A 19,928-nucleotide genomic window follows, 5' to 3' on the forward strand; every position below is an offset into this window, starting at 1 on the left:
ACGGCAAGCATCCAGTCTCTGTCAGCCGCGCGCCGGCCCCTGTGTCCCCATCACGGCGCGAGCTTTGCCATTTATCAGGAGTGAATGGCCGCTGCAATCGGATCCGGTGGTTGTCCGACGGACGGCAGGTACTGTCGCAGTAAGGACAGCGAGGCTCACCATTGGCGTAGAGCGGAGCTTGCTCCGCTGCGGTTCGCGGGATGGCCCAGACATACGGCGCCGAGCAAGCCCGGCGCCACCACGGATTACTGGCCGAACGGCGCGGCCTTGACCGGCTGGCCCTTGGGCGAGCAGACCGGCGGGTTGGTCATACCCATCGACAGCAGGTTGCCGCCGTTGACGATGCAGTTGAATTCCTTGCCGTCCTTGGCCTTCAGGGCGACGTAGGTGTTGGTGCCTTCGGTGCGGCGGCTGACCAGAGTGAGGTCTTCCGGCATGTAGCCCAGCGCACCACCGGTCTGGGACTTGATCTTGTCGTCGCTGAGGTTGTTGGTCTTCTGCGCAATCGAACTGCAGGCGGCGGCCTGCAATACCAGCAGCACCAGTGCCGGCTTCCACATCATCTTCCACATTTTCATGTTCATCTCCTTGGTCATCACCGCGGGCGCGGCGAGCGGTGCCATTAGCGGCGACAGGAGGCTATCCAGTGGCGGCGACGGCCGGGAGCGCGCTGGTGCGAACGGCACCGAAGGAATGACGAACCGCCCAGGCTGCGTGACCGCAAGCACACAGGGGGCTCGGCTCGCCCTGTGGGATGGGAAGCGCGGACGTTCCGATGCGGCGCGATGGTTTGCGCAGACGAGAGCCGGCGGTGGCGATGGTAGACCGTGAACCGGCTAGGGGACGCGGCTGGGGCGGTTACCCTGACAACGCATCTCGGAGCCACCGGCGAAGCGCGCCGTGACCAGATTCTCCACGAAGCCGTTGAAGGCTTCGCCCCAGATCGCGTTGTGACCGTTGACCAGCTTTCCCTTCACCCGCACGACCATGTAGGGCGAATGCGGATCCGGATCGACCGGGTTGTCCTGGTAGCGCTTGAGTTCGACGCCGTCCAGGCTCCAGGTGTTTTCGTTGCCGCAGATGAAGTCATCCCAGCCCGGATAGTTGGGACGGATGGCGTCGGCAACCTGGCTGAGCGTTTTCATGCCCATCAGGCTCTGGATGCCCAATAGCTGCCGGGTCCGGTTGGGCACATCCAGGGTGTGGGTCCACTTTTCCTTCAGGTGGCCCAGCGCGACCAGGTCGCGTTTGCGCTGGCCCTGCGTGGTGTAGTTGTTGGTGAGGGTGGAGAAGAAACGACCGGCGGGAAAGGCGTAGCGCGTGGCCTTGTCCTTTTCCGACATGAACACCGCCAGGATCGGCATCTGCCCGCGCGCGAAGGGCGTCTGCCGCGAGCGCGCTTCCAGCGGGTCGTAGCGGGTGTTTTCGAAGGCCGGGTTGACCAGGATGACCATGTCCGCGACCGAGGCCGGTACCTGTTTGCAGGCGTCTTTCTGCAACGCTGCGCCGTCGGCGGATTCCACGCGGGTATTGGAGAACGGTGCGATCTTCAGTTGCGGGCCGCCGGGTCCGGCGGCGGGCACGCATTGCTGGGCTTCCACCAGCTCGCGCATCAGCAGGTGTTCGGTGGCGTTGTAGACCAGCGCGCCGCCGAAGCTGTGGCCGGCGACGACCAGCGCGTGCCGACCGCCGTTGGCCGCCGGCTGCGAACGCAGCGCGGACAGTTCGGAGATGACCTCGATAGCGCCGTCGGTGCCCACGCGATGCGCGGTGGCCTTGCGGCGCCAGAAGGTCAGTTCCTTGCCCGGTTCCCACTTGGCGCTGAGGCCACGCCAGCCCAGGTAGACGCCTTCGACCTGGCGGCGCTGTTCCGGTGGAACCTTGTGCTCATCCTCGTAGGCGGCCAGGTTGGCGCGCAGTTTGACCAGCAGGGCCTGGAAGTCGCGCACGTTCTCGTCGCCCACCTCCGCGTTGTGTTTCCAGCCGTGCGCGAACAACACCAGCAGGGTGGCGCGCTGGCGGGTGCGTTCGCGCACCAGGTCCAGCGCCTGGCGGGTGCGCGCGCGATCGTGCAGCGCACCCTGGTCATCGAATTCGACATAGGTGATGTAGGCGCCGTCCGGCCCGCTGCGCAGCGGATGACGGATCGCCGCGCGGCAGTCGCGCTGCTCGGTTTCCTGGCAGGGCGTGGCCGATGCAGGCTGCACGCGATAGGCGACGTTGTGCGCGCAACCGGCCAGCCACAGGCAGGCGACCGCGACGAGCGGACGGAACAGGTGCATGGCGATTCCCCGGTTGATCCTTCAAACATCCTTGCCGGTGGCGCGCGGCCGCCAGCTCCACTTCCTCGCCGGCCCTCCCCAGGGCCGTATCGGCGATATCGGCAAGCGTATACCAGGACTGTAGCGCCGGGCTTGCCCGGCGGCCGGGGTGGGGCAACGGCAGCGGAGCAAGCTCCGCTCTACGCGGGTGTTGGACGGTGCAGGGGGAGAGTCCGCGGACCGTGGTCGGGTGGGTCTGGGTCCACCATCGCGGTGCCGGGCGGTGGGTGAGCCTTCGTGGCTTCACCCGGTACCGGCGCCCGGCGACGGCAATGGTGGGCCGAGGCCCACCGGAGGATCAGGAGGACGACTTCTCGCGGGTACGCGCGGCCTTCTTGGCGGCGGCCGAGCGCTTGGCGGGGCCCTTGGTGCGGGCGGCTTTCTTTGCCGCGGCGGAACGGTCGGCGGCGGTGCGCTTGCTGGCCGCCTTCTTGGCCTGTTTGGACAGAGCGGTGCGGCTGACGGCTTTCTTGGCGGTCGTCTTGCTGGTGGCCTTCAACGCCTTCTTGGCGCCGGCCGAGCGTTTGGCGGCGGGGCGTTTCGTAGCGGTTTTCCTGCCCTTGGCGATGTCCTTGCGGGCTTTTTTCTTGACCGCCGGAGAGGCGTTGTCGCCGGGTTCGGCATCGATGCCGGCGCGGCGGGCCTTGGACAGGCCGATGGCGATGGCCTGCTTGGTGTTCTGGACGCCGTGCTTGCCTTCGCGCACGTGTTCGATTTCCTCGCGAACGAATTCGCCGGCCTGGGTGCTGGCGGACTTGCCTTCGCGCTTGTCGCGTTCGACCGCGCGGCGGGTTTTTTCTTCCGGCATGGCGGCGTCCTCCTTCGGACAACGAGCCTGTGTTAGTCCCGTCGGCGTGAACAGGCGGCGAAGGACGGTTGGCGGGCGCGACTATCACGGCGATAACGCTTGCTTGACGGCGGCGTGACATGCGCGGGGCTAGCGTGAAGCCACCTGTTTCGAGGGAGTATCGTCATGCATACGCCACAGGAACTCGAAAAGAAATTCTGGAAGCTGCTGAAGTCCGACATGGTCATGATGATTGGCCTGGAGGGCGCCGAGGACGGCCACACCCGTCCGATGACTGCGCAGATGGAGGACGAGGAACACGGGCCCATCTGGTTCTTCACCACCACCGACAATCGCCTGGCCCAGCGCGTGGGCACGCCGCAGCGCGCCATCGCCACGTTCTGCGCGAAGGGCCATGACCTGTTCGCCAGCGTCAACGGGGTGCTGGTGGAGCATACGGATCGCGAAGTGGTCGACCGGTTGTGGAATCCCTACCTGGCCGCCTGGTACGAAGGCGGGATGGAGGATCCACGATTGGCGCTGCTGCGCTTCGATGCCGAGCACGCGGAAATCTGGTTGAACGAGAACTCGATGCTGGCCGGGGTGAAGTTGATGCTGGGCATGGATCCGAAGAAGCATTACCGCGATCGCGTGGCCGAGGTGAATCTGCGGCATTGAGGGATTGGGTGAGGCCGTCATTGCGGATGCTGGACGGTTTGCCCCCATCCGCCCTTCGGGCACCTTCCCCCGCGCGCGGGGGAAGGGAACTTCTCGGTCGTCAGGACAAGGTCATTGGAACCGGCATGCAATACAAACACCTGCGTTTCGGACAAGGCTTTCGCACCGCGTTCGCGGTGCGTGAGGTGCAGGCGGCGGAGATGGTGATCGCGCCGGGCGAGGCCGAGGGTGGGCCTGACAACCGGCATCGCGGTGCGGACCAGTGGTTGTATGTGGTGTCCGGTACGGGCGTGGCCACCATTGAAGGTGAGCGGCAGACGCTGCGCGCGGGCAGCTTGCTGGTGATCGAACACGGCGAGCGCCACGAGATCCGCAATACCGGGCGGACCTTCCTGAAGACGCTCAACTTCTATTACCCGCCGGCCTACGACCAGGACGAGGAAACCCTGCCGGCGGGCGAGGGCTGAGGGAATTGGGCGGGCCGGCATGTGGCTGAATACGGGGAGCCGGATATTCAGTTCCGGCTTCACCGGCCCGAACGGTGAATGACCACGGCGCGTGCGGCCTGTCCGATCCGTCGTGCCCGCCGCGTGAGGGAAACCAACGGCGCGGAGAGGGGGCTTTGCGGCGGTGCCCCCCTTATGTCGGAAGTCGATTGCATGCTGTTGTCAGACACCCAGATCCATACCCATCTGTGCCGGCTGGAGGCCACCGATGCGCGCGCCATCGGTCAACTGGAAGCGTTGACCGTCTGGATGGCGGCGCTGGTACAGACCCATCCGGATGGCGAGCGCTTGCGCGCAGTCGCGCAGAAGTTGGCCGCGCGCGGTTCGCTGCGGGCCGTCGCCGGCTATCAGGAGGAAGCGGCGGCCTATGACGCCACGTTCTGCCAGCTGATGGCGCTGAGCGACGGGACCCGCCCGTCGATTCCGGTTCCCGCCGCGCCGCCGCCACGCGTGTGACGCCGGACTGGGATAGAGTCGCCGCTCCCGTCCCGCGGCTTTCGTCCATGTCCAAGGTTTCGCTGGTCCCGATGAGTGAGCGCGCGTTCCGCACGTTCCTGCACACCGCGGTGGAAAATTACGCCGGGGAGAATGTCTCCGCCGGACGCTGGCCGGCAGACGGCGCGCGGGAGCGTTCGCAGGCGGCCTTTGCGCAGTTGCTGCCGCAGGGCGTCGCCACGCCGGATCATTATCTGTTCGAGATCGTTGCCAGCACGGAGGGCACGGTCGGATCGCTGTGGTACGGCGTGTATTCCGAAGGCGAGCAGCGGCAGGTGCATGTCTATGATGTGCTTGTGCATCCCGCGCATCGCCGCCGCGGTTACGCGGCAGACGCGTTCGCGGCGATGGAGGCGCAGGTGCGCGCGCAGGGCATCGATCGGATTGGCCTGCATGTGTTTGCGCACAACGCGGGTGCGCAGGCGCTGTATGCGAAATTGGGGTATTTGACGGTAAGTCATAACCTCATCAAGCAGCTTTAGGGTTGCTCTTATCTTTTTTGGACAGTTTCCCTCGCTGGTTGGGAAGGGCGTGGGTATGGGAGCACAAAAGCAAATCCCCCTCGGTCCCCCTTCTTCGAAGGGGGAGGAAAGGCGGCGACCGTTGAACTGCACTAGAAAGCCCCCGTGATCAGCCATGCGGCTGTTGAAAGCGAAAAAAGGGGGCGGGCGCCCGCGAAGCGGGTGACGGGGGATTGACCAGCCATTCGGCTGTTGAGAAGCGCTTGCTTTTGGCGCGGTCGGGAAGAGGAAGCATACGAACTTGCCCCCATCCGCCCTTCGGGCACCTTCCCCCGCGGGCGGGGGAAGGGGGCGTCGCAGCGTGCGAGTACTCCCCAAAAAAAAGCCCCGCATCGCGGGGCTTTTTTTCTTACATCACGTTCGGCTCGCTGAAGGCTTCCGGTTCGCCGGCGAAGGCTTCCACCGGGATGCAACTGCAAAACACGTTCTTGTCGCCGTGCACGTTGTCCACGCGTGCGACCGGCGGCCAGTACTTCTGCAGCTTCAGGCTGGGCAGCGGGAACGCGGCCAGTTCACGCGGGTAGGCGTGGGTCCATTCGCTGGCGCTGACCTGGGTGGCGGTGTGCGGGGCGTGCTTGAGCGGGTTGTCCTCGCGATCCAGGCGGCCGTCCTCGACCGCGCGGATTTCCTCGCGGATCTGGATCATCGCGTCGATGAAGCGATCCAGTTCGTGCTGCGATTCGCTCTCGGTCGGCTCGACCATCAGCGTGCCGGCCACCGGGAAGCTCAGGGTGGGGGCATGGAAGCCGAAGTCGATCAGGCGCTTGGCCACGTCCTCGGCGCTGATGCCGGTGGCGTCCTTGAGCGGGCGCAGATCCAGGATGCACTCGTGCGCGACCAGGCCGTTGCGGCCGGTGTACAGGGTCTCGTAGTGCGGGGCCAGGCGCTTGGCGACATAGTTGGCGTTGAGCAGCGCCACCTGGGTGGCCTTGCGCAGGCCGGCCGAGCCCATCAGGGTGATGTACATCCAGCTGATCGGCAGGATGCTGGCGCTGCCGAAGCTGGCCGCCGACACCATGCCCACGTCGCCCTCACCGCCCAGCGTGCGCGGCAGGAACGGCGCCAGGTGCGACTTGACCGCGCACGGGCCCACGCCCGGGCCGCCGCCGCCGTGCGGAATGCAGAAGGTCTTGTGCAGGTTGAGGTGGGAGACATCCGAACCCCACTTGCCCGGCTTGGCCACGCCGACCAGCGCGTTCATGTTGGCGCCGTCGGTGTACACCTGGCCGCCGTGCTGGTGGATGATGTTGCAGATCTCCACCACGTCCTCTTCGAACACGCCGTGGGTGGAGGGGTAGGTCATCATGATCGCGGCCAGGCGATCGCTGTACTTCTCGGCGGCGCGGCGGATGTCCTCGACATCGACGTTGCCGTTGCTGTCGCACTTGGTGACCACCACCTGCATGCCGCACATCTGCGCGCTGGCCGGGTTGGTGCCGTGCGCGGATTCGGGAATCAGGCAGATGTCACGCTTGGCCTCGCCGCGCGAGCGGTGGTAGGCGCGGATGGCCAGCAGGCCGGCGTATTCGCCCTGCGCGCCGGAGTTGGGCTGCAGGCTGACCGAGTCATAGCCGGTGCATTCGACCAGCATGGCTTCCAGGCCGTCGATCAGTTCCTTGTAGCCCTGGGCCTGATCGGCCGGGGCCAGCGGATGCAGGTTGCCGAACTCCGGCCAGGTCACCGGGATCATCTCGGCGGTGGCGTTGAGCTTCATGGTGCAGCTGCCCAGCGGGATCATGGTGCGATCCATCGCCAGATCCTTGTCGGCCAGCGCACGCATGTAGCGCAGCAGTTCGTGTTCGCTGTGGTGGGTGTTGAACACCGGGTGGGTCAGGAACGGGCTGGTGCGGCGCAGGGCTTCCGGGATCAGCGAGGGGGCGCTGGCGTCCAGCGCGTCGATGCTCGGCAGGGTGGCGCCGGCATTGGCGAACACGCCCCACAGCGCTTTCACGTCGGCGCGCGTGGTGGTTTCGTCCAGCGAGATGCACAGCGTGCCGTTGCCGCGCACGCGCAGGTTGATGCGGGCCTGCTTGGCGCGGGCCAGGATCGCCTCGGCGGCGTCGCCGGCGTCGATGCACAGGGTGTCGAACGCGCTGGCGTGCACCGTGGCGTGGCCGAGCGTGCGCAGGCCTTCGGCCAGGATGGCGGTCAGGCGGGCGACGCGGCGGGCGATGCGGGTCAGGCCTTCCGGACCGTGGTAGACGGCGTACATCGAGGCCATCACCGCCAGCAGCACCTGCGCGGTGCAGATGTTGGAGGTGGCCTTCTCGCGACGGATGTGCTGCTCGCGGGTCTGCAGGGTCAGGCGGTAGGCGGGATTGCCGTCGGCATCCACCGACACGCCAATCAGGCGGCCCGGCATGGAGCGCTTGTAGGCGTCGCGGCAGGCCATGAAGGCCGCGTGCGGGCCGCCGAAGCCGAACGGCACGCCGAAGCGCTGGGTGTTGCCGACCACGATGTCGGCGCCCATCTCGCCCGGAGTCTTGAGCAGGGTCAGCGCCAGCAGGTCGGTGGCCATCACGAACAGCGCCTGGTGGCCGTGGATGATCTCCGCGTCGCGGCCCCATTCCTCCAGCCAGCCGCTGGACGCGGGGTACTGCACCAGCACGCCGAAGTAATCGCCGGCGGCGAGTTTTTCATGGAACGCTTCGGTCGAACGGACGATGTCCACGGTCAGGCCCAGCGGCTCGGCGCGGGTCTGCAGGACTTCAATCGTCTGCGGATGGGTGTCGCCGGCGACCAGGAACACGTTGGACTTCGACTTGGCCGAACGCTTGGCCAGGGTCATCGCCTCGGCGGCGGCGGTGGCTTCGTCCAGCAGCGAGGCGCTGGCGATTTCCATGCCGGTCAGGTCGGTGATCATGGTCTGGAAGTTGATCAGCGCTTCCATGCGGCCCTGCGAGATTTCCGCCTGGTACGGGGTGTAGGCGGTGTACCAGGCCGGGTTCTCCAGGATGTTGCGCAGGATCACCTTCGGGGTGTGGGTGCCGTAGTAGCCCTGGCCGATGAAACTCTTGAACACCTGGTTCCGGTCGGCGACGGCGCGGATCTTGGCCAGCGCCTCTTCCTCGGTCATCGCTTCGGGCAGGGCCAGCGGGGCGGCGGACTTGATGTTGGCCGGCACGATGGCATCGGTCATCGCCTCCAGCGAGTCGTGGCCGACCACGCGCAGCATGTGCGCGATTTCGGCGTCGTTGGGACCGATGTGGCGGGCGATGAAAGCGTCGTGGTGCTCGAGATCGCGAAGCGAGGACGGAGTCTGGGACATGGGCAGGGGCATCCGGAAAAGGCATGAAGCCGGGCGTGCGAAGTGCGCACGTGGGTGCCCCTCTGTCCTTTTGCCTGAGAGTTTGGAAGCGCCGCGGACGAGGTCGCGGTGGTGCTTCGTGCCCCTTCGGCGCCGGCGCGTGGCCGATCTCTCCAGAGTGTTTGCAGCGGGGGTGGTATCGGGCCTGAGCGATTACGGGCGTTTGCGCCTTCGGCAGCGGGTTTCCCCGCTTCTCCCACCTGGTCTTGCGGCGCGGATTATAGCCTGCGGCCGCCCGCATCGTCCCGGTTGGCCTTACCATGTCCGGCCCCCCGCGCCGGCCATCCCTGTTCATGAATGCGCCCCCTTTCCGACTCCTGCGCCTGGACCACATCGTCCTGCGCGTCCGCGACCTGGCGGCCATGCGCGCCTTCTATTGCGGGGTGCTGGGCTGCACGGTGGAGCGGGACCGGCCGGAGCTGGGCCTGTTGCAACTGCGGGCCGGCGAGTCGCTGATCGATCTGGTGCCGGTGGACGGCAAGCTGGGCCGGCTGGGCGGGGCCGCGCCGGGGCCCGAAGGCCACAACGTCGACCACCTGTGCCTGCGGGTGGAACCCTTCGACCGCGAGGCGCTGGCGGCGTACCTGGAAGCGGCCGGGGCGACCCTGGCCGAATTCGGTGAGCGCTACGGCGCTGACGGCATGGGGCCGTCCCAGTACCTGCGGGACCCGGAAGGCAACACGGTCGAGTTGAAGGGCCCGCCGACTTCGCCGCCGGTGGACCCTTCGGTGGCCGGGAGCGCGCCATGACCGGCGTTCGCAAGCTGCCGTCCAACCGCCGCCTGGCCCTGCTGCTGGGCGGGCTGGCGATGTTCGGCCCGTTCTCGATCGACACCATCTTCCCCGCGTTCAACGCGATGGGCGCGCAGCTGGGCGCGGACAAGCTGGCGATGCAGCAGGTCATCAGCGTCTACCTGCTGACCTACGCGCTGATGAGCCTGGTGCACGGCCCGCTGTCGGATGCGTTCGGCCGGCGCAAGGTGATCCTGGGCGGGCTGTTCCTGTTCCTGCTGGCGTCGATTGGCTGCGCGCTGTCGCGCGACATGACCACGCTGCTGCTGTTCCGCGCGCTGCAGGGTTTCTCGGCCGGCGTGGGTTTCATCGTCGGCCGCGCGGTGATCCGCGACGTGCTGCATGGCGACGACGCGCAGCGGCTGATGAGCCAGGTGTCGATGATCTTCGGCATCGCCCCGGCGATCGCGCCGATCATCGGCGGCTGGATCCTGGGCTGGAGCGCGTGGCCGGTGATCTTCTGGTTCCTGGCCGGCTTCTCGCTGCTGCTGTTGCTGACCGTCGGCCTGTGGCTGCCGGAAACCCATCCGCCGGAAGTGCGGGTGAAGGTTTCGCCCAAGCACCTGTTGCGTGACTACTTCGCCATCGCCCTGAACCCGCGCTTCCAGCGGCTGGCGCTGGCCGGCTCGCTGAGCTTCGGCGGCATCTTCCTGTACATCGCCTCGGCGCCGATTTTCGTGATGGATCGATTGGGCTTGAACGAGCAGCAGTTCGCCTGGCTGTTCCTGCCGACCATCGGCGGCATGACCCTGGGCGCGTTCGTGTCCGGGCGCGCCGCAGGCCGCATCAGCGGCACCCAGCTGACCCGCATCGGTTTCGCCTGCATGGGCGTGTCGACGCTCGCCAACCTTGCCTACAACGCGTGGGTGGGCGATGCCATCACCATCCCGTGGGCGGTGCTGCCGATGTGCCTGTCGGCATTCGGCGTGGCGCTGATCTTCCCGATCCTCACCCTGGCCATCCTCGACATGTATCCGCGCCAGCGCGGTGCGGCGTCGTCGCTGCAGGCCTTCAGCAACCTGTTCATCAACACGATCATCGCCGGCGTGGTTTCGGCGCTGTTGAGCCGGCACGGCCTGTGGCTGGCGCTGGGCGCGGGCGTGCTGACGCTGGCCGGCTGGGCGATGTGGCGCTGGGAGGCGCAGGTGAGCCGGCGCGCCGAAGCCTGTCCGAAAGAACCCGCCGCGCTTGAACCCACCGATCAGATCTGACCTTCGACAAGGAATCCCCGATGTCTACCCATTCAAAGGCCCGCCGCGACGCCAAGAAGCGCAGGGCGATCAAGGCACGCAACCTGGCCCGCGCCAACGCCCCGGCGATCGAACCGCACGCCGAGCTGCGCAATCCGCAGGGCGACCTGCTGGCCGGCATCGTGCGCCAGGCCGGCGTGTGGGTGCTGGGCATGGACGGCCGCATTGCCGGCAGTTCCGACAGTGCCGCCGAGGTGCTGGCGATGATCAAGCGCGCCGCCGCCCTGCACGAAGCCAACGGCCAGCCGGTGCGGCTGGTCTACTCGGATGAGCTGCGCGACACCGCCGTCATCGAAGCCGCCGCCCAGGGCATGAGCCTGGAAGATTTCGAGAAGAAGCTGGAAGCGGAGATGAGTGCCGGCGCCGAAGACGCCGATTCCGAACCGGACGCCGCCCCCACCCAGCATTGAATGGTTTCCTGTAGGAGCGACGTAAGTCGCGACCGGGACGGTCGGGATGCTCCGGATGTTCCGTTGCGACTCACGTCGCTCCTACAGATGGCATGAGCCGCATTCCATCATCCCCCTTGCAGGAGCGACGTAAGTCGCGACCGGGACGGTTGGGATGCTCCGGATGTTCCGTTGCGACTCACGTCGCTCCTACAGATGGCATGAGCCGCATTCCATCAACCCCCTTGCAGGAGCGACGTAAGTCGCGACCGGGACGGTTGGGATGCTCCGGATGTTCCGTCGCGACTCACGTCGCTCCTACAATGGCATGAGTCGTTCCATCGTCCATCCTGTGGGAGCGACGTCAGTCGCGACAGGAGTGATCCGGATGCTTCATCGCGACTGACGTCGCTCCCACAAGAGACGCGGGGCGGCGAGCACGGCCATCAGCAGCAGCGCCGGCACGCCAATCCAGCGGGCTTCCGACCACAGCACCTCCACGCCGCGCGCGCTGAAGAACCTGTGCGCGAACGGCGATACCTCGATGACCTGCCAAGGGGCGAAGAAACGCTGTTCCGACCAAGGCCACAGCAGGGCCACGCCCAGGCCGCCGTTGGTCAGCATGTCCAGCAGTGGATGCGACAGCACCGAGCAGGCGACGAACAGGAACGCCGTCCAGGCCCGCGCGCGCAGCGGACGATGGAAGCACGCCGCCAACGCGCCCAGCAGCAGCGCGAACACAAGGGAATGACTGGCGCCGCGATGCCCCAGCGCATCGGCGTAGGCGATACCGAATTTGAACGCCACCACATCCGCATCCGGCAGCATCGCCGCCACCGCGCCCGTAATCAGCAAGCGTGCGGGGATACGCCGGCGTCCCAGACCAAGACCAACGGCGACGGGAACCAGGGCGTGGGCAAACACGGTGGGCATCTGGAACTCCGGCATGGATGAGAGGTGCTCACCATCGCCGCTGCATTTGAAGTAACGGTGAAGCCCGAGCCGTAGAGCGGAGCTTGCTCCGCTGACGACATTCCATGCATCCATAAACTCACGTCAGGCGCTCGCCTGCGCAGCACCCGGATATGGAACCGGAGTGGAGTGAGCTCCGTTCCAAGGGAACGCCGGGGCTGAGCAAAATTCCGCCATGGCAGCCGGAGTGCCGAGCCGAGCAGGTTCCGCTCTACGGAGTCCGGTGGCGATAGATGGGGCGGCGCTTGAATACGGGGCGGGCCTTGATCTGGGTGGCGGCACGGGTGGGCATCGCGCGGGCGGATGCCGCGTTGGCCTGGCCGGGGATCAACGGCTGAGCGCCGTGCATGCGGATGGGCGTGGTCGGCGCCAACCATTGCCGGATATGCGGATAGGCCACATCGAAGCGCGAGTACCAGTCGCGATTTCCGGAGTTGTTGATCGCGCCGCTGTTGGTGCAGGCGGCATCGCCGCCATACAGGCCACCGCGCAGGCGGTAGCCCTCCGGATGCAGGGTGAACAGGCCGGAGCCGCTGCTGCCGCCCTCGGTGCTGCCGCTCAGCCAGGCGACGCCGTTGTGGGTGGCGTTACTGCTGGCCGGGATCTGCTGACCCGAGGAAACCTTCTTGGCGTCGCCCGACGGATGATGGATGCCGAGGATGGCACTGGAAGCGGGGAGCGCGGCGGCGTCCCAGCCGCTGAATTCGGCACCGGCGGGCGCGGGTTCGGCCAGCAGCAACAGCAGGGCATCGGTCTCGCCGCTGGAATACAGATAGGTGGCACCGCGGGTCAGTTGGGTCACCTTTTGCGACACGCCGCTGTTGCAACTGGTGGTTTCGTAGCGCCAGAACGTATTGAGCGTGGAGGCGGTGCCTTGATCGCTTATGCAGTGATGCGCGGAGTAGAAGTAGGGCGCCTGAGTGCCGGTGACGGTATCGTTGAGCAGCGTACCGGTGCAGATGAAAGCGCCTGTCTGGCCATTCTCGCTCTTGATGAATACCATGTGCGCGACCGCGTTTTTCGCCTTGACGAAGCGTTCGCCCAGTTCATTGACGCGGCATGCCGTATCGACGTTGCAACTGGCGGACTCGCCGATTTTCTCCAGAATCTTGAAGTCGCTGCGGCTGTTGGTCAGCAGGTGCGTCAGTTGCGGGGCACCGACGCGCGCCATCGATGCATTGACGTGGGCGGGACGGTAAATTTCGATCAGCTGGGTCTGGCCGTCGGTGCTGGGCGTCCAGTACAGGCCTTGCGCATCTAACTGGCGCTGCGCTTCGCCTGCGGTCACCACAGCGATGACCCGATTCGGATTGTCCGAACCGGCAAAGCGCAGTTCCACGTCGGGATGCAGCGAGGCTACCTGCAGGCCGGTGCGCACCGCCAGCGCGTCCGGAGACGTGATTTCGATTCGTGCCGATGCGCCGTGCGCCAGTGCGCGCCAGCTCAGCGCGGGCTGGGCGAGGAGGGTCGTGCCTTCGGAATCCAGCCGACGCCCAACGCCGATCTGCACGGCCTTCATCTGCCGCAGCGCATTGCGGTTCTGCACGTCGAAGAGGCGCTGCACCGGCATCTCGCGATAACGCAGGCGCGCACTTTGCAGCGCATTGAAATCTGGCGTGCGCCAATGCGTTGCCGGCGGCGCCGGCGTGCGGCTGGTTTCGCCGGGCACGCTCTGGGCCCAGCCGACTGGCATGGCGATGGCGCACGCCAATGCCAGCATTCCCAGGCCGAGATATATCCGCTTGCCCATCTGCTTCCCCTGATTCGTCCATGGTCCGGGAATGGTATCAACGATAAGGACGAGCCTGATGTGCATGCGCGTAACATTGAAAAGGCCGGCTTCCGCCGGCCTTTTCGTAACCCTTCGCGAGAATCTCAGCCCTGTTTCCTGGCCGGTTCCGCCTTCGCCGGCGCGGCAGGCGCCGCGGCGGTGGTGGCCGGCGGCGTGGGCTGCCAGCCGCAGGTCTGGCCTTCGTTCTGTTGCTTCAGCCATTCCTGCAGCGGGGCAAAGTACTCCAGCACCGCGTTGGCGTCCATCTTTTCGGTGCCGGTCAGTTCCTTCAGCGTGGCCTGCCACGGCTGGCTGGCGCCCTTCTCCAGCATCGCCCAGAAGCGCTGGCCGGCGACCTTGTTGCCGTAGAAGCTGCAGTTGTACAGCGGGCCCTTGTAGCCGGCGGCGTCGCACAGGCCCTTGTAGAACTGGAACTGCAGGATGTGCGAGAGGAAGTAGCGCGTGTACGGGGTGTTGCCCGGCACGTGGTACTTGGCGCCCGGATCGAAGAAGTCCTCGCCGCGCGCGCTCACCGGCGCCACGCCCTGGTAGCGGGCCTTCAGATCCCACCATGCCTTGTTGTAGTCGGCCGGCTTGATCGAACCGTCGAACACGCCCCAGCGCCAGCGATCGATCATCAGCCCGAACGGCATGAACGACACCTTCGCCAGCGCCATGCGCATCTGCGCGTTGATCAGCGCGTCGTGGCTCTGCTGCTGATCGCCGACCAGGCCGATGGACTTGAGGTAGTCCGGGGTCATGGCCAGCACGATGGTGTCGCCGATGGCCTCGTGGAAGCCGTCATGCGCGCCGTTCTGGAACAGCGGCGGCAGCTTGTTGTAGGCCAAGTAGTAATAGACGTGGCCCAGTTCGTGGTAGATGGTGGTGAAATCTTCCTCGTTGGGCTTGATGCACATCTTGGTGCGCACGTCCGGACCGCCGCCCGGATCGCCGCCCATGTTCATGTCCCAGGCGCTGGCGTGGCAGACCACGTCGCGGTCCAGCGGCTTGATGAACTGGGTCCTGGACCAGTAGCTTTCCGGCAGCTTGGGCATCCCCAGCGAGACGTAGAAATCCTGAGCGCGCTCGGTCATCTGCTTGGCCACCGCCAACTGCGCGGCGCGTTCGGCCTGGAACTGCTGCTCGGTGGTCGGCGCCGGGCCGGCCTTGCCCAGTTCCTTGACGAAATCGGCCTGGTACTGCGCCTTCAGTGCTTCGCTGATGTCCAGGCTGCCGGCGTTCTTGTACGGCTGCAGCATGTCCCACAGGTTGCCCCAGTCCTGCTGCCACATGTTGCCGGTCAGGTGCGCCGGCAGCATGCCGTTGACCTGGCCCTTCTCCACGCCGTAGGTGGCCTGCAGCTTGGTGCGGGTGTAGCAGTGCAGCTGTTCGTACAGCGGCTTGACCTGGCCCCACAGGCGATCGGTCTCGGCGGCGATTTCCGCCGGGGTCATGTCGTAGCCGCTGCGCCACATCTCGCCGGCGTCGGCGTAGCCCAGTTCCTTGGCGCCTTCGTTGACCAGTTCGGCGAAGCGCGTGTAGTCCTTGCGCATCGGTTGGGCGATGGTGTGCCAGCCCTGCCAGGCGTCCAGCTGCGCGTCGTAGTCGCGGCTGCTGCGCAGCACGTCTTCCAGCTGGCCCAGGTCACGGCACTTCTTCGCGTCGCCTTCGCCGGTGCAGTACTTGCCGGCGCCGTACATGCCGCCCATCTTGGACGCCAGCTTGGTGATTTCCTCCAGCTTGGCCGGATCCTTCGGCGCGGGCATGGCGGTGGAGAGCTTGAGCAACTGGATGGCGCGCGCGGTTTCCGGCGACATCTGCTGGCCCTCGAACTTCCTGGCCTGCTCGATCCACACGTTCAGCTGCGCCAGGTAGCGCTCGTTGTACTTGGCTTCCAGCAACTGGCTGTCGTCGTTGATGTAGGTGTTGGACAACCACTGCGACGCGGTGATCTCCGGATACATCTTGCGCAGTTCCTGGTTCACCCGGGCGATGAACTGATCCGCGGTTTCGCCCTGGGGGGCGGCGGCCGGTGCGGCGGCATCCTTGGATTCGTCCTTCTTGCAGGCGGACAGGGCCAGCACGCTGGCGCCGACGGCGAGTGCGAGCAGGAGATGGCGTTGCTTCACGGGAAGTCCTTCGAGGGTGCGGCAGGCGCAGGAACCCGGAAGGCTAGTGCGGCGGCGGTGCGTCCGCAAGGGCGGCGCGGATGCGCTGGCGCAACCGCCCGGCCCGGCGCCGGATCTTGCGGTGCATCAAGCGTCGCGACCAGCGCGAGAACGGCAGGATCTCCTTGCCGCTCAGGGTGGACTTGGCGTCGACGCAGACCAGCCGGGGCTGCGTGGCGGATCCGGCAACGACGAAATTGCCGGCATTCAGATCGAACAGCGGCACGTCGTGGGCCAGCAATTCACGTTCCATCGCGTCGACCGCCGCGCACAGCGAGTCGGGCGAGGAGCGGGTGCCTTCGAACAGGTGCGCGTACAGGCTGCGTGCGATCGCGTCGTCGGCATCGCGCACCAGCACGCAGCGCAGCGCCGGGCCCCATCTGGTGGCGACGATGCCGGTGCAGGGCGCGAGCCAGCCGTCGAGCACGGAACCGATGCGCGCGCGCAGGCGCCGCCAGGCGCGCAGTTCGGTGGCGTTTTCGCCCAGCGCCGGCAGCCGCCGCGCCAGCGAACGCCGCAGGCGCGCACGCAGGCCCGCCGCGGGGCGTTCATCGGGATGCAGTTCGAACTTGAGGCAATGCCCGGCGTCGTCCGGATCGAGCGCGCAAAGGCGGTTGGCGCCGCGTGCCAATACCGTCAGGCCACCCCAGTGCGCGCCCAGCGGTGGGTAGGGAGCGTGCGGCCTGGCGGACATCTCAGGCCGCGTGCCGCTGGCCGAAGCGCGGTGCCAGCAGCTCGCGTTCGCCCAGCCACTGGCGCGCGTCCTCGGCGTCGCCCTCGAACCAGTCACGGGTGGTGCCCAGCCGGAACGAATAGCCCCAGGCATCCATGTCGGCCATCAGGCGTTCGCGGCCGACGCCGGGAATGCCGTCGGCCAGCAGGATCTGCAGGTAGCAGGTGGCGTCTTCCTCGATGTCCGAATCGGTGGCGTCGGTATGCACCGCCGCGCGCCGTTCCGGGGGCAGCACGATCAGGTGGCAGGCCTCGTGCAGCATCGAATGCAGCGGGGTGTCGCCGCGGACGTAGACGTTGTCGGCAATCACGCCGGCCTCCGGCTCGCCCCAGAAACTGCCGGGAATCTTCTCGCCGTCGGCAACCTGATGCAGGCGAAGATCGTAGCGGGCGAGCAGATCCGCCAGATCCGCGAACACGCGATCACGCACGCGCAGGACTTCGGGTTCGGCGGAGGGCGGGGCGGGTGCGTTCATGGTTTTTTCTTGCGCAGTTGCTTGATGTAGTCCAGCTCGCCCAGGGCGACCTGGTTCTTGGGTTCTATTTTCAGCGAATCGCGGAAATGGCGTTCGGCTTCGTCCAGCCGGTCCAGTTCGATCAGCGCATAGCCGGCGCCGCGCAGCGCGCGCGCGCGTTCGGTATCCCGCAGCGATTCGGGGGCAAGCGCGACATGTTCCAGCGCTGCCTGGTTGCTGGCCAGCATCTTGTCCCACTCGCGGCTGGCACGGTACAGGTAGCCGCGTTCGGTCAGGAACTGCGGGTTGGCCGGCGAGAGCTCCAGGGCCCTGTCCAGTGCCGCGGCGGCCTCGTCGAAGCGGTTGAGTTCGATCAGCGCGTACGCTTTGCCGTAGTAGCCATAGGCCCAGGTCGGCCCCAGTACCCTGGCATCGCTGCCCCCCTTGCCCTCGGTATGATCGGCGGCCACGCCCAGCAGGTACAGCAGCGCCTCCGCTGGGTCGCGGGAACAGAAGTAGATCGTGCCGTCGCCGGCGTAGCGGGCTTCATGCGCCTGGATGACGGGATCGAAAGCTTCCCGGATGGCAGCCTCGGGCTGGCGCTTCTTCAGCAACTCGTCGCCGATGACGATGAGTCGGTCCTGTTGCGCCTGCCAAGGGTCGGCCTTGGTTTCGGCCGGGGCATCCGCCGTCGGGGAATCCGCTGGCGGCGCGGGGGACGCAGCCGGGGTTTGTGCCATCGCGGTCCCCGCCGACAACGCGCTGACCATGACCAGGGCATACCGGCAACGGCGAAACGATGTGGCATCCATGTCGGAATCCCGGCGGGTGTAGGTTTGCCGACTATGGCATGAGCCGGCCCGGTGCGGACCGGCTCGGGACGGACGTTCCGGTCAGCCCTGGCCTTCCGGCAGGGCGACCGAGATGTCGAGCACGTCGTGTTCACCGTCCTTGATCAGATCGACCTTGACCGCCTCGGCATCCACGTTGACGTACTTCTTGATGACTTCCAGCAGCTCGCGGCGCAGCAGCGGCAGGTAGTCGGGACCGCCACGCGAGGAACGTTCCTGCGCGATGATGATCTGCAGGCGGTTCTTGGCGGTTTCGGCGGTGTTCTTCTTGGTACGCAGGAAATCGAACAGACCCATGCCTTAACCTCCGAACAGCTTGCTGAAGAAGCCCTTCTTCTCCAGGGTGGTGAAACGCAACGGACGCTCCTCGCCCAGCAGGCGGGCGACCGTGTCGTCGTAAGCTTGGCCGGCCGGCGACTCCAGATCCAGGATCACCGGCTCGCCCTTGTTGGAGGCGTTGAGCACGTCGCCGGATTCGGGAACCACGCCCAGGGTTTTCAGGCCCAGCACCTCCTCCACGTCCTTGATGCTCAGCATCTCGCCGCTTTCGACGCGGCCGGGGCTGTAGCGGGTCAGCAGCAGGTTGGCCTTCAGCGGCTCGCCGTTCTCGGCGCGGCGGGTCTTGGAATCCAGCAGGCCGAGGATGCGGTCGGAGTCGCGCACGGAGGACACTTCCGGATTGACCACCACGATGGCCTGGTCGGCGAAATACATCGCCAGGAACGCGCCCTTCTCGATGCCGGCCGGCGAATCGCAGACCACGTAGTCGAAACCGTCGTCGCCCAGATCCTTGAGCACCTTCTCCACGCCTTCCTTGGTCAGCGCGTCCTTGTCGCGGGTCTGCGAGGCGGCCAGGATGTACAGCGTCTCGAAACGCTTGTCCTTGATCAGCGCCTGCTTCAGCGTGGCCTCGCCCTGGGTGACATTGACGAAGTCGTACACCACGCGGCGTTCGCAGCCCATGATCAGGTCGAGGTTGCGCAGGCCGACGTCGAAGTCGATGACCGCGACCTTCTTGCCGCGACGGGCAAGGCCGCAGGCGATGCTGGCGCTGGTGGTGGTCTTGCCGACGCCGCCCTTGCCGGACGTGACTACGATGATTTCAGCCAATGGTGTTCTCCTTGGTCGTTCTTCTAGTGAGGTAGGGCCGCGTCAGTCCTGGGCGGCGATCTTGAGTTGGTCCTGGTCCAGCCAGATCTGCACGGACTTGCCGCGCAGTTCCTGGGGTACTTCCTCCATCACCTTGTAGTGGCCGGCGATGGCGACCAGTTCGGCGTGGAATTCGCGGCAGAAAATCCGTGCATCGGTGTTGCCCTGGGCGCCGGCGAGGGCGCGGCCGCGCAGGGCACCGTAGATGTGGATGGAGCCGTCGGCGATGACTTCGGCGCCGGCGCCGACGGTGCTGAGCACGGTCAGGTCGCGGTTTTCCGCGTACAGCTGCTGGCCCGAGCGCACCGGGGTCTTCTGCATCAGGCCCGGCTTGCCGGCGTTGGCGGCCGCCTTGGCAGCCGCGGCGGGCTTGGCGGGTGCGGGAGCCGGCTCCGGCGCGGACGCCGGGCGGGCGGGCGCGGGTGGCGCCGCGTCGACCCGTTCGTACTGGGCGCGGAACTTGGCCAGCAGCGGCAGGCCGAGCTGTTCGGCCAGTTGCTCGATTTCGCGGGTGCCGTAGGCCAGCGCCACCGGAATGACGCCGGCGCCGCGCAGGCCGTCGATCAGCGCGCGCGCGGTGTCCACGTCCGGGGTGCGGATCAGGCCACCGAAATCGACGATGACGGCGGCGCGGCCGAACAGCTTGGGCGCGCGTTCGACCCGTTCGCGCATCTCGCGCACGAGCTGCTCGACATCCAGGGTCCGGACCCGCAGGTTGGCGATGCCGACCTGGCCGATCTTCAGTTCGCCGGCCTGTTCGTAGTCAAGGTTCGCTGAGGTCACGC

At 66.6% G+C, this 19,928-nt stretch carries 20 protein-coding genes and 1 riboswitch; of the genes, 7 read left to right on the top strand and 13 right to left on the bottom strand.

Going from position 1 to position 19,928, the window contains the following annotated elements; genetic code table 11:
• Window positions 1–245: 245 nt before the first annotated feature.
• The 3 genes from IB228_RS17455 to IB228_RS17465 all read right to left on the bottom strand — a co-directional run bounded on the left by IB228_RS17455 (window position 246) and on the right by IB228_RS17465 (window position 3,129).
• Window positions 246–578, bottom strand: coding sequence for a hypothetical protein (locus IB228_RS17455; RefSeq protein ID WP_183638197.1), 333 nt, complete (start codon window positions 576–578; stop codon window positions 246–248).
• Between the two features lie 258 nt (window positions 579–836).
• On the bottom strand, window positions 837–2,282 hold the full coding sequence (locus IB228_RS17460; protein ID WP_192199346.1) for a hypothetical protein: 1,446 nt from the start codon (window positions 2,280–2,282) through the stop codon (window positions 837–839).
• 337 nt (window positions 2,283–2,619) lie between these two features.
• A complete protein-coding gene (locus tag IB228_RS17465) occupies window positions 2,620–3,129 on the bottom strand; it encodes a DNA-binding protein (protein ID WP_192199347.1) in 510 nt (169 codons plus the stop codon).
• Between the two features lie 165 nt (window positions 3,130–3,294).
• On the opposite strand from IB228_RS17465, the gene IB228_RS17470 reads away from it, so the two are divergent.
• The 4 genes from IB228_RS17470 to IB228_RS17485 all read left to right on the top strand — a co-directional run bounded on the left by IB228_RS17470 (window position 3,295) and on the right by IB228_RS17485 (window position 5,269).
• Window positions 3,295–3,786: a pyridoxamine 5'-phosphate oxidase family protein gene (locus IB228_RS17470; RefSeq protein ID WP_192199348.1), complete on the top strand. Its 492-nt coding sequence runs from the start codon at window positions 3,295–3,297 to the stop codon at window positions 3,784–3,786.
• 125 nt (window positions 3,787–3,911) lie between these two features.
• A complete protein-coding gene (locus IB228_RS17475; protein WP_141456105.1) occupies window positions 3,912–4,253 on the top strand; it encodes a cupin domain-containing protein in 342 nt (113 codons plus the stop codon).
• 192 nt (window positions 4,254–4,445) lie between these two features.
• On the top strand, window positions 4,446–4,748 hold the full coding sequence (locus tag IB228_RS17480; protein ID WP_192199349.1) for a hypothetical protein: 303 nt from the start codon (window positions 4,446–4,448) through the stop codon (window positions 4,746–4,748).
• A gap of 47 nt (window positions 4,749–4,795) precedes the next feature.
• On the top strand, window positions 4,796–5,269 hold the full coding sequence (locus IB228_RS17485) for a GNAT family N-acetyltransferase (RefSeq protein ID WP_192199350.1): 474 nt from the start codon (window positions 4,796–4,798) through the stop codon (window positions 5,267–5,269).
• Between the two features lie 388 nt (window positions 5,270–5,657).
• Here IB228_RS17485 and gcvP read toward each other — a convergent pair whose 3' ends face one another.
• Window positions 5,658–8,588 carry an aminomethyl-transferring glycine dehydrogenase gene (gene gcvP, locus IB228_RS17490; RefSeq protein ID WP_192199351.1) on the bottom strand — a complete coding sequence of 977 codons (2,931 nt, stop codon included), beginning with the start codon at window positions 8,586–8,588 and terminating at the stop codon, window positions 5,658–5,660.
• Between the two features lie 40 nt (window positions 8,589–8,628).
• Window positions 8,629–8,742, bottom strand: a riboswitch (glycine riboswitch).
• A 166-nt stretch (window positions 8,743–8,908) separates the two neighbouring features.
• Here gcvP and IB228_RS17495 point away from each other — a divergent pair.
• The 3 genes from IB228_RS17495 to IB228_RS17505 are packed head-to-tail and all read left to right on the top strand — an operon-like array spanning window position 8,909 to window position 11,066.
• A complete protein-coding gene (locus IB228_RS17495; protein WP_183638188.1) occupies window positions 8,909–9,364 on the top strand; it encodes a VOC family protein in 456 nt (151 codons plus the stop codon).
• On the top strand, window positions 9,361–10,617 hold the full coding sequence (locus tag IB228_RS17500) for a multidrug effflux MFS transporter (RefSeq protein WP_183638186.1): 1,257 nt from the start codon (window positions 9,361–9,363) through the stop codon (window positions 10,615–10,617). The genes IB228_RS17495 and IB228_RS17500 overlap by 4 nt, the downstream gene beginning before the upstream one ends.
• Before the next feature lie 20 nt (window positions 10,618–10,637).
• Complete coding sequence (locus tag IB228_RS17505; RefSeq protein ID WP_192199352.1) at window positions 10,638–11,066, top strand: hypothetical protein; 429 nt, start codon at window positions 10,638–10,640, stop codon at window positions 11,064–11,066.
• A 372-nt stretch (window positions 11,067–11,438) separates the two neighbouring features.
• Here the strand turns inward: IB228_RS17505 and IB228_RS17510 are convergent, their stop codons facing one another.
• From IB228_RS17510 to minC, 9 genes are all read right to left on the bottom strand, one after another.
• Window positions 11,439–11,978, bottom strand: coding sequence for a metal-dependent hydrolase (locus tag IB228_RS17510; protein WP_192199353.1), 540 nt, complete (start codon window positions 11,976–11,978; stop codon window positions 11,439–11,441).
• 250 nt (window positions 11,979–12,228) lie between these two features.
• Window positions 12,229–13,767: a hypothetical protein gene (locus IB228_RS17515; protein WP_192199354.1), complete on the bottom strand. Its 1,539-nt coding sequence runs from the start codon at window positions 13,765–13,767 to the stop codon at window positions 12,229–12,231.
• A 125-nt stretch (window positions 13,768–13,892) separates the two neighbouring features.
• Window positions 13,893–15,917, bottom strand: a complete 2,025-nt coding sequence (locus tag IB228_RS17520; protein ID WP_192199355.1) for a M2 family metallopeptidase — start codon at window positions 15,915–15,917, stop codon at window positions 13,893–13,895.
• Between the two features lie 43 nt (window positions 15,918–15,960).
• Complete coding sequence (locus IB228_RS17525; protein ID WP_192199356.1) at window positions 15,961–16,650, bottom strand: YrbL family protein; 690 nt, start codon at window positions 16,648–16,650, stop codon at window positions 15,961–15,963.
• A gap of 1 nt (window position 16,651) precedes the next feature.
• Window positions 16,652–17,164, bottom strand: a complete 513-nt coding sequence (locus IB228_RS17530; RefSeq protein WP_183638173.1) for a hypothetical protein — start codon at window positions 17,162–17,164, stop codon at window positions 16,652–16,654.
• Complete coding sequence (locus tag IB228_RS17535; RefSeq protein WP_192199357.1) at window positions 17,161–17,955, bottom strand: tetratricopeptide repeat protein; 795 nt, start codon at window positions 17,953–17,955, stop codon at window positions 17,161–17,163. The genes IB228_RS17530 and IB228_RS17535 overlap by 4 nt, the downstream gene beginning before the upstream one ends.
• Before the next feature lie 81 nt (window positions 17,956–18,036).
• The gene (gene minE, locus IB228_RS17540) at window positions 18,037–18,291 is read right to left on the bottom strand and encodes a cell division topological specificity factor MinE (RefSeq protein ID WP_141456118.1); all 255 of its coding nucleotides are present in this window, start codon (window positions 18,289–18,291) and stop codon (window positions 18,037–18,039) included.
• A gap of 3 nt (window positions 18,292–18,294) precedes the next feature.
• Window positions 18,295–19,104 (bottom strand): septum site-determining protein MinD, encoded by an 810-nt coding sequence (gene minD / locus IB228_RS17545; RefSeq protein WP_183638169.1) that lies wholly within the window; start codon window positions 19,102–19,104, stop codon window positions 18,295–18,297.
• 42 nt (window positions 19,105–19,146) lie between these two features.
• The gene (gene minC / locus IB228_RS17550; protein ID WP_192199358.1) at window positions 19,147–19,926 is read right to left on the bottom strand and encodes a septum site-determining protein MinC; all 780 of its coding nucleotides are present in this window, start codon (window positions 19,924–19,926) and stop codon (window positions 19,147–19,149) included.
• Window positions 19,927–19,928 lie beyond the last annotated feature (2 nt).

The sequence above is a fragment of the Pseudoxanthomonas sp. PXM04 genome (assembly GCF_014851695.1).
Taxonomy (GTDB): Bacteria; Pseudomonadota; Gammaproteobacteria; order Xanthomonadales; family Xanthomonadaceae; genus Pseudoxanthomonas_A; species Pseudoxanthomonas_A beigongshangi.

Bases quoted from the DNA above. Each gene is read 5' to 3' on its own strand.
- IB228_RS17455 (WP_183638197.1), bottom strand. From the start codon at position 578: ATGAAAATGTGGAAGATGATGTGGAAGCCGGCACTGGTGCTGCTGGTA.
- IB228_RS17460 (WP_192199346.1), bottom strand. From the start codon at position 2,282: ATGCACCTGTTCCGTCCGCTCGTCGCGGTCGCCTGCCTGTGGCTGGCC.
- IB228_RS17465 (WP_192199347.1), bottom strand. From the start codon at position 3,129: ATGCCGGAAGAAAAAACCCGCCGCGCGGTCGAACGCGACAAGCGCGAA.
- IB228_RS17470 (WP_192199348.1), top strand. From the start codon at position 3,295: ATGCATACGCCACAGGAACTCGAAAAGAAATTCTGGAAGCTGCTGAAG.
- IB228_RS17475 (WP_141456105.1), top strand. From the start codon at position 3,912: ATGCAATACAAACACCTGCGTTTCGGACAAGGCTTTCGCACCGCGTTC.
- IB228_RS17480 (WP_192199349.1), top strand. From the start codon at position 4,446: ATGCTGTTGTCAGACACCCAGATCCATACCCATCTGTGCCGGCTGGAG.
- IB228_RS17485 (WP_192199350.1), top strand. From the start codon at position 4,796: ATGTCCAAGGTTTCGCTGGTCCCGATGAGTGAGCGCGCGTTCCGCACG.
- gcvP (WP_192199351.1), bottom strand. From the start codon at position 8,588: ATGCCCCTGCCCATGTCCCAGACTCCGTCCTCGCTTCGCGATCTCGAG.
- IB228_RS17495 (WP_183638188.1), top strand. From the start codon at position 8,909: ATGAATGCGCCCCCTTTCCGACTCCTGCGCCTGGACCACATCGTCCTG.
- IB228_RS17500 (WP_183638186.1), top strand. From the start codon at position 9,361: ATGACCGGCGTTCGCAAGCTGCCGTCCAACCGCCGCCTGGCCCTGCTG.
- IB228_RS17505 (WP_192199352.1), top strand. From the start codon at position 10,638: ATGTCTACCCATTCAAAGGCCCGCCGCGACGCCAAGAAGCGCAGGGCG.
- IB228_RS17510 (WP_192199353.1), bottom strand. From the start codon at position 11,978: ATGCCCACCGTGTTTGCCCACGCCCTGGTTCCCGTCGCCGTTGGTCTT.
- IB228_RS17515 (WP_192199354.1), bottom strand. From the start codon at position 13,767: ATGGGCAAGCGGATATATCTCGGCCTGGGAATGCTGGCATTGGCGTGC.
- IB228_RS17525 (WP_192199356.1), bottom strand. From the start codon at position 16,650: ATGTCCGCCAGGCCGCACGCTCCCTACCCACCGCTGGGCGCGCACTGG.
- IB228_RS17530 (WP_183638173.1), bottom strand. From the start codon at position 17,164: ATGAACGCACCCGCCCCGCCCTCCGCCGAACCCGAAGTCCTGCGCGTG.
- IB228_RS17535 (WP_192199357.1), bottom strand. From the start codon at position 17,955: ATGGATGCCACATCGTTTCGCCGTTGCCGGTATGCCCTGGTCATGGTC.
- minE (WP_141456118.1), bottom strand. From the start codon at position 18,291: ATGGGTCTGTTCGATTTCCTGCGTACCAAGAAGAACACCGCCGAAACC.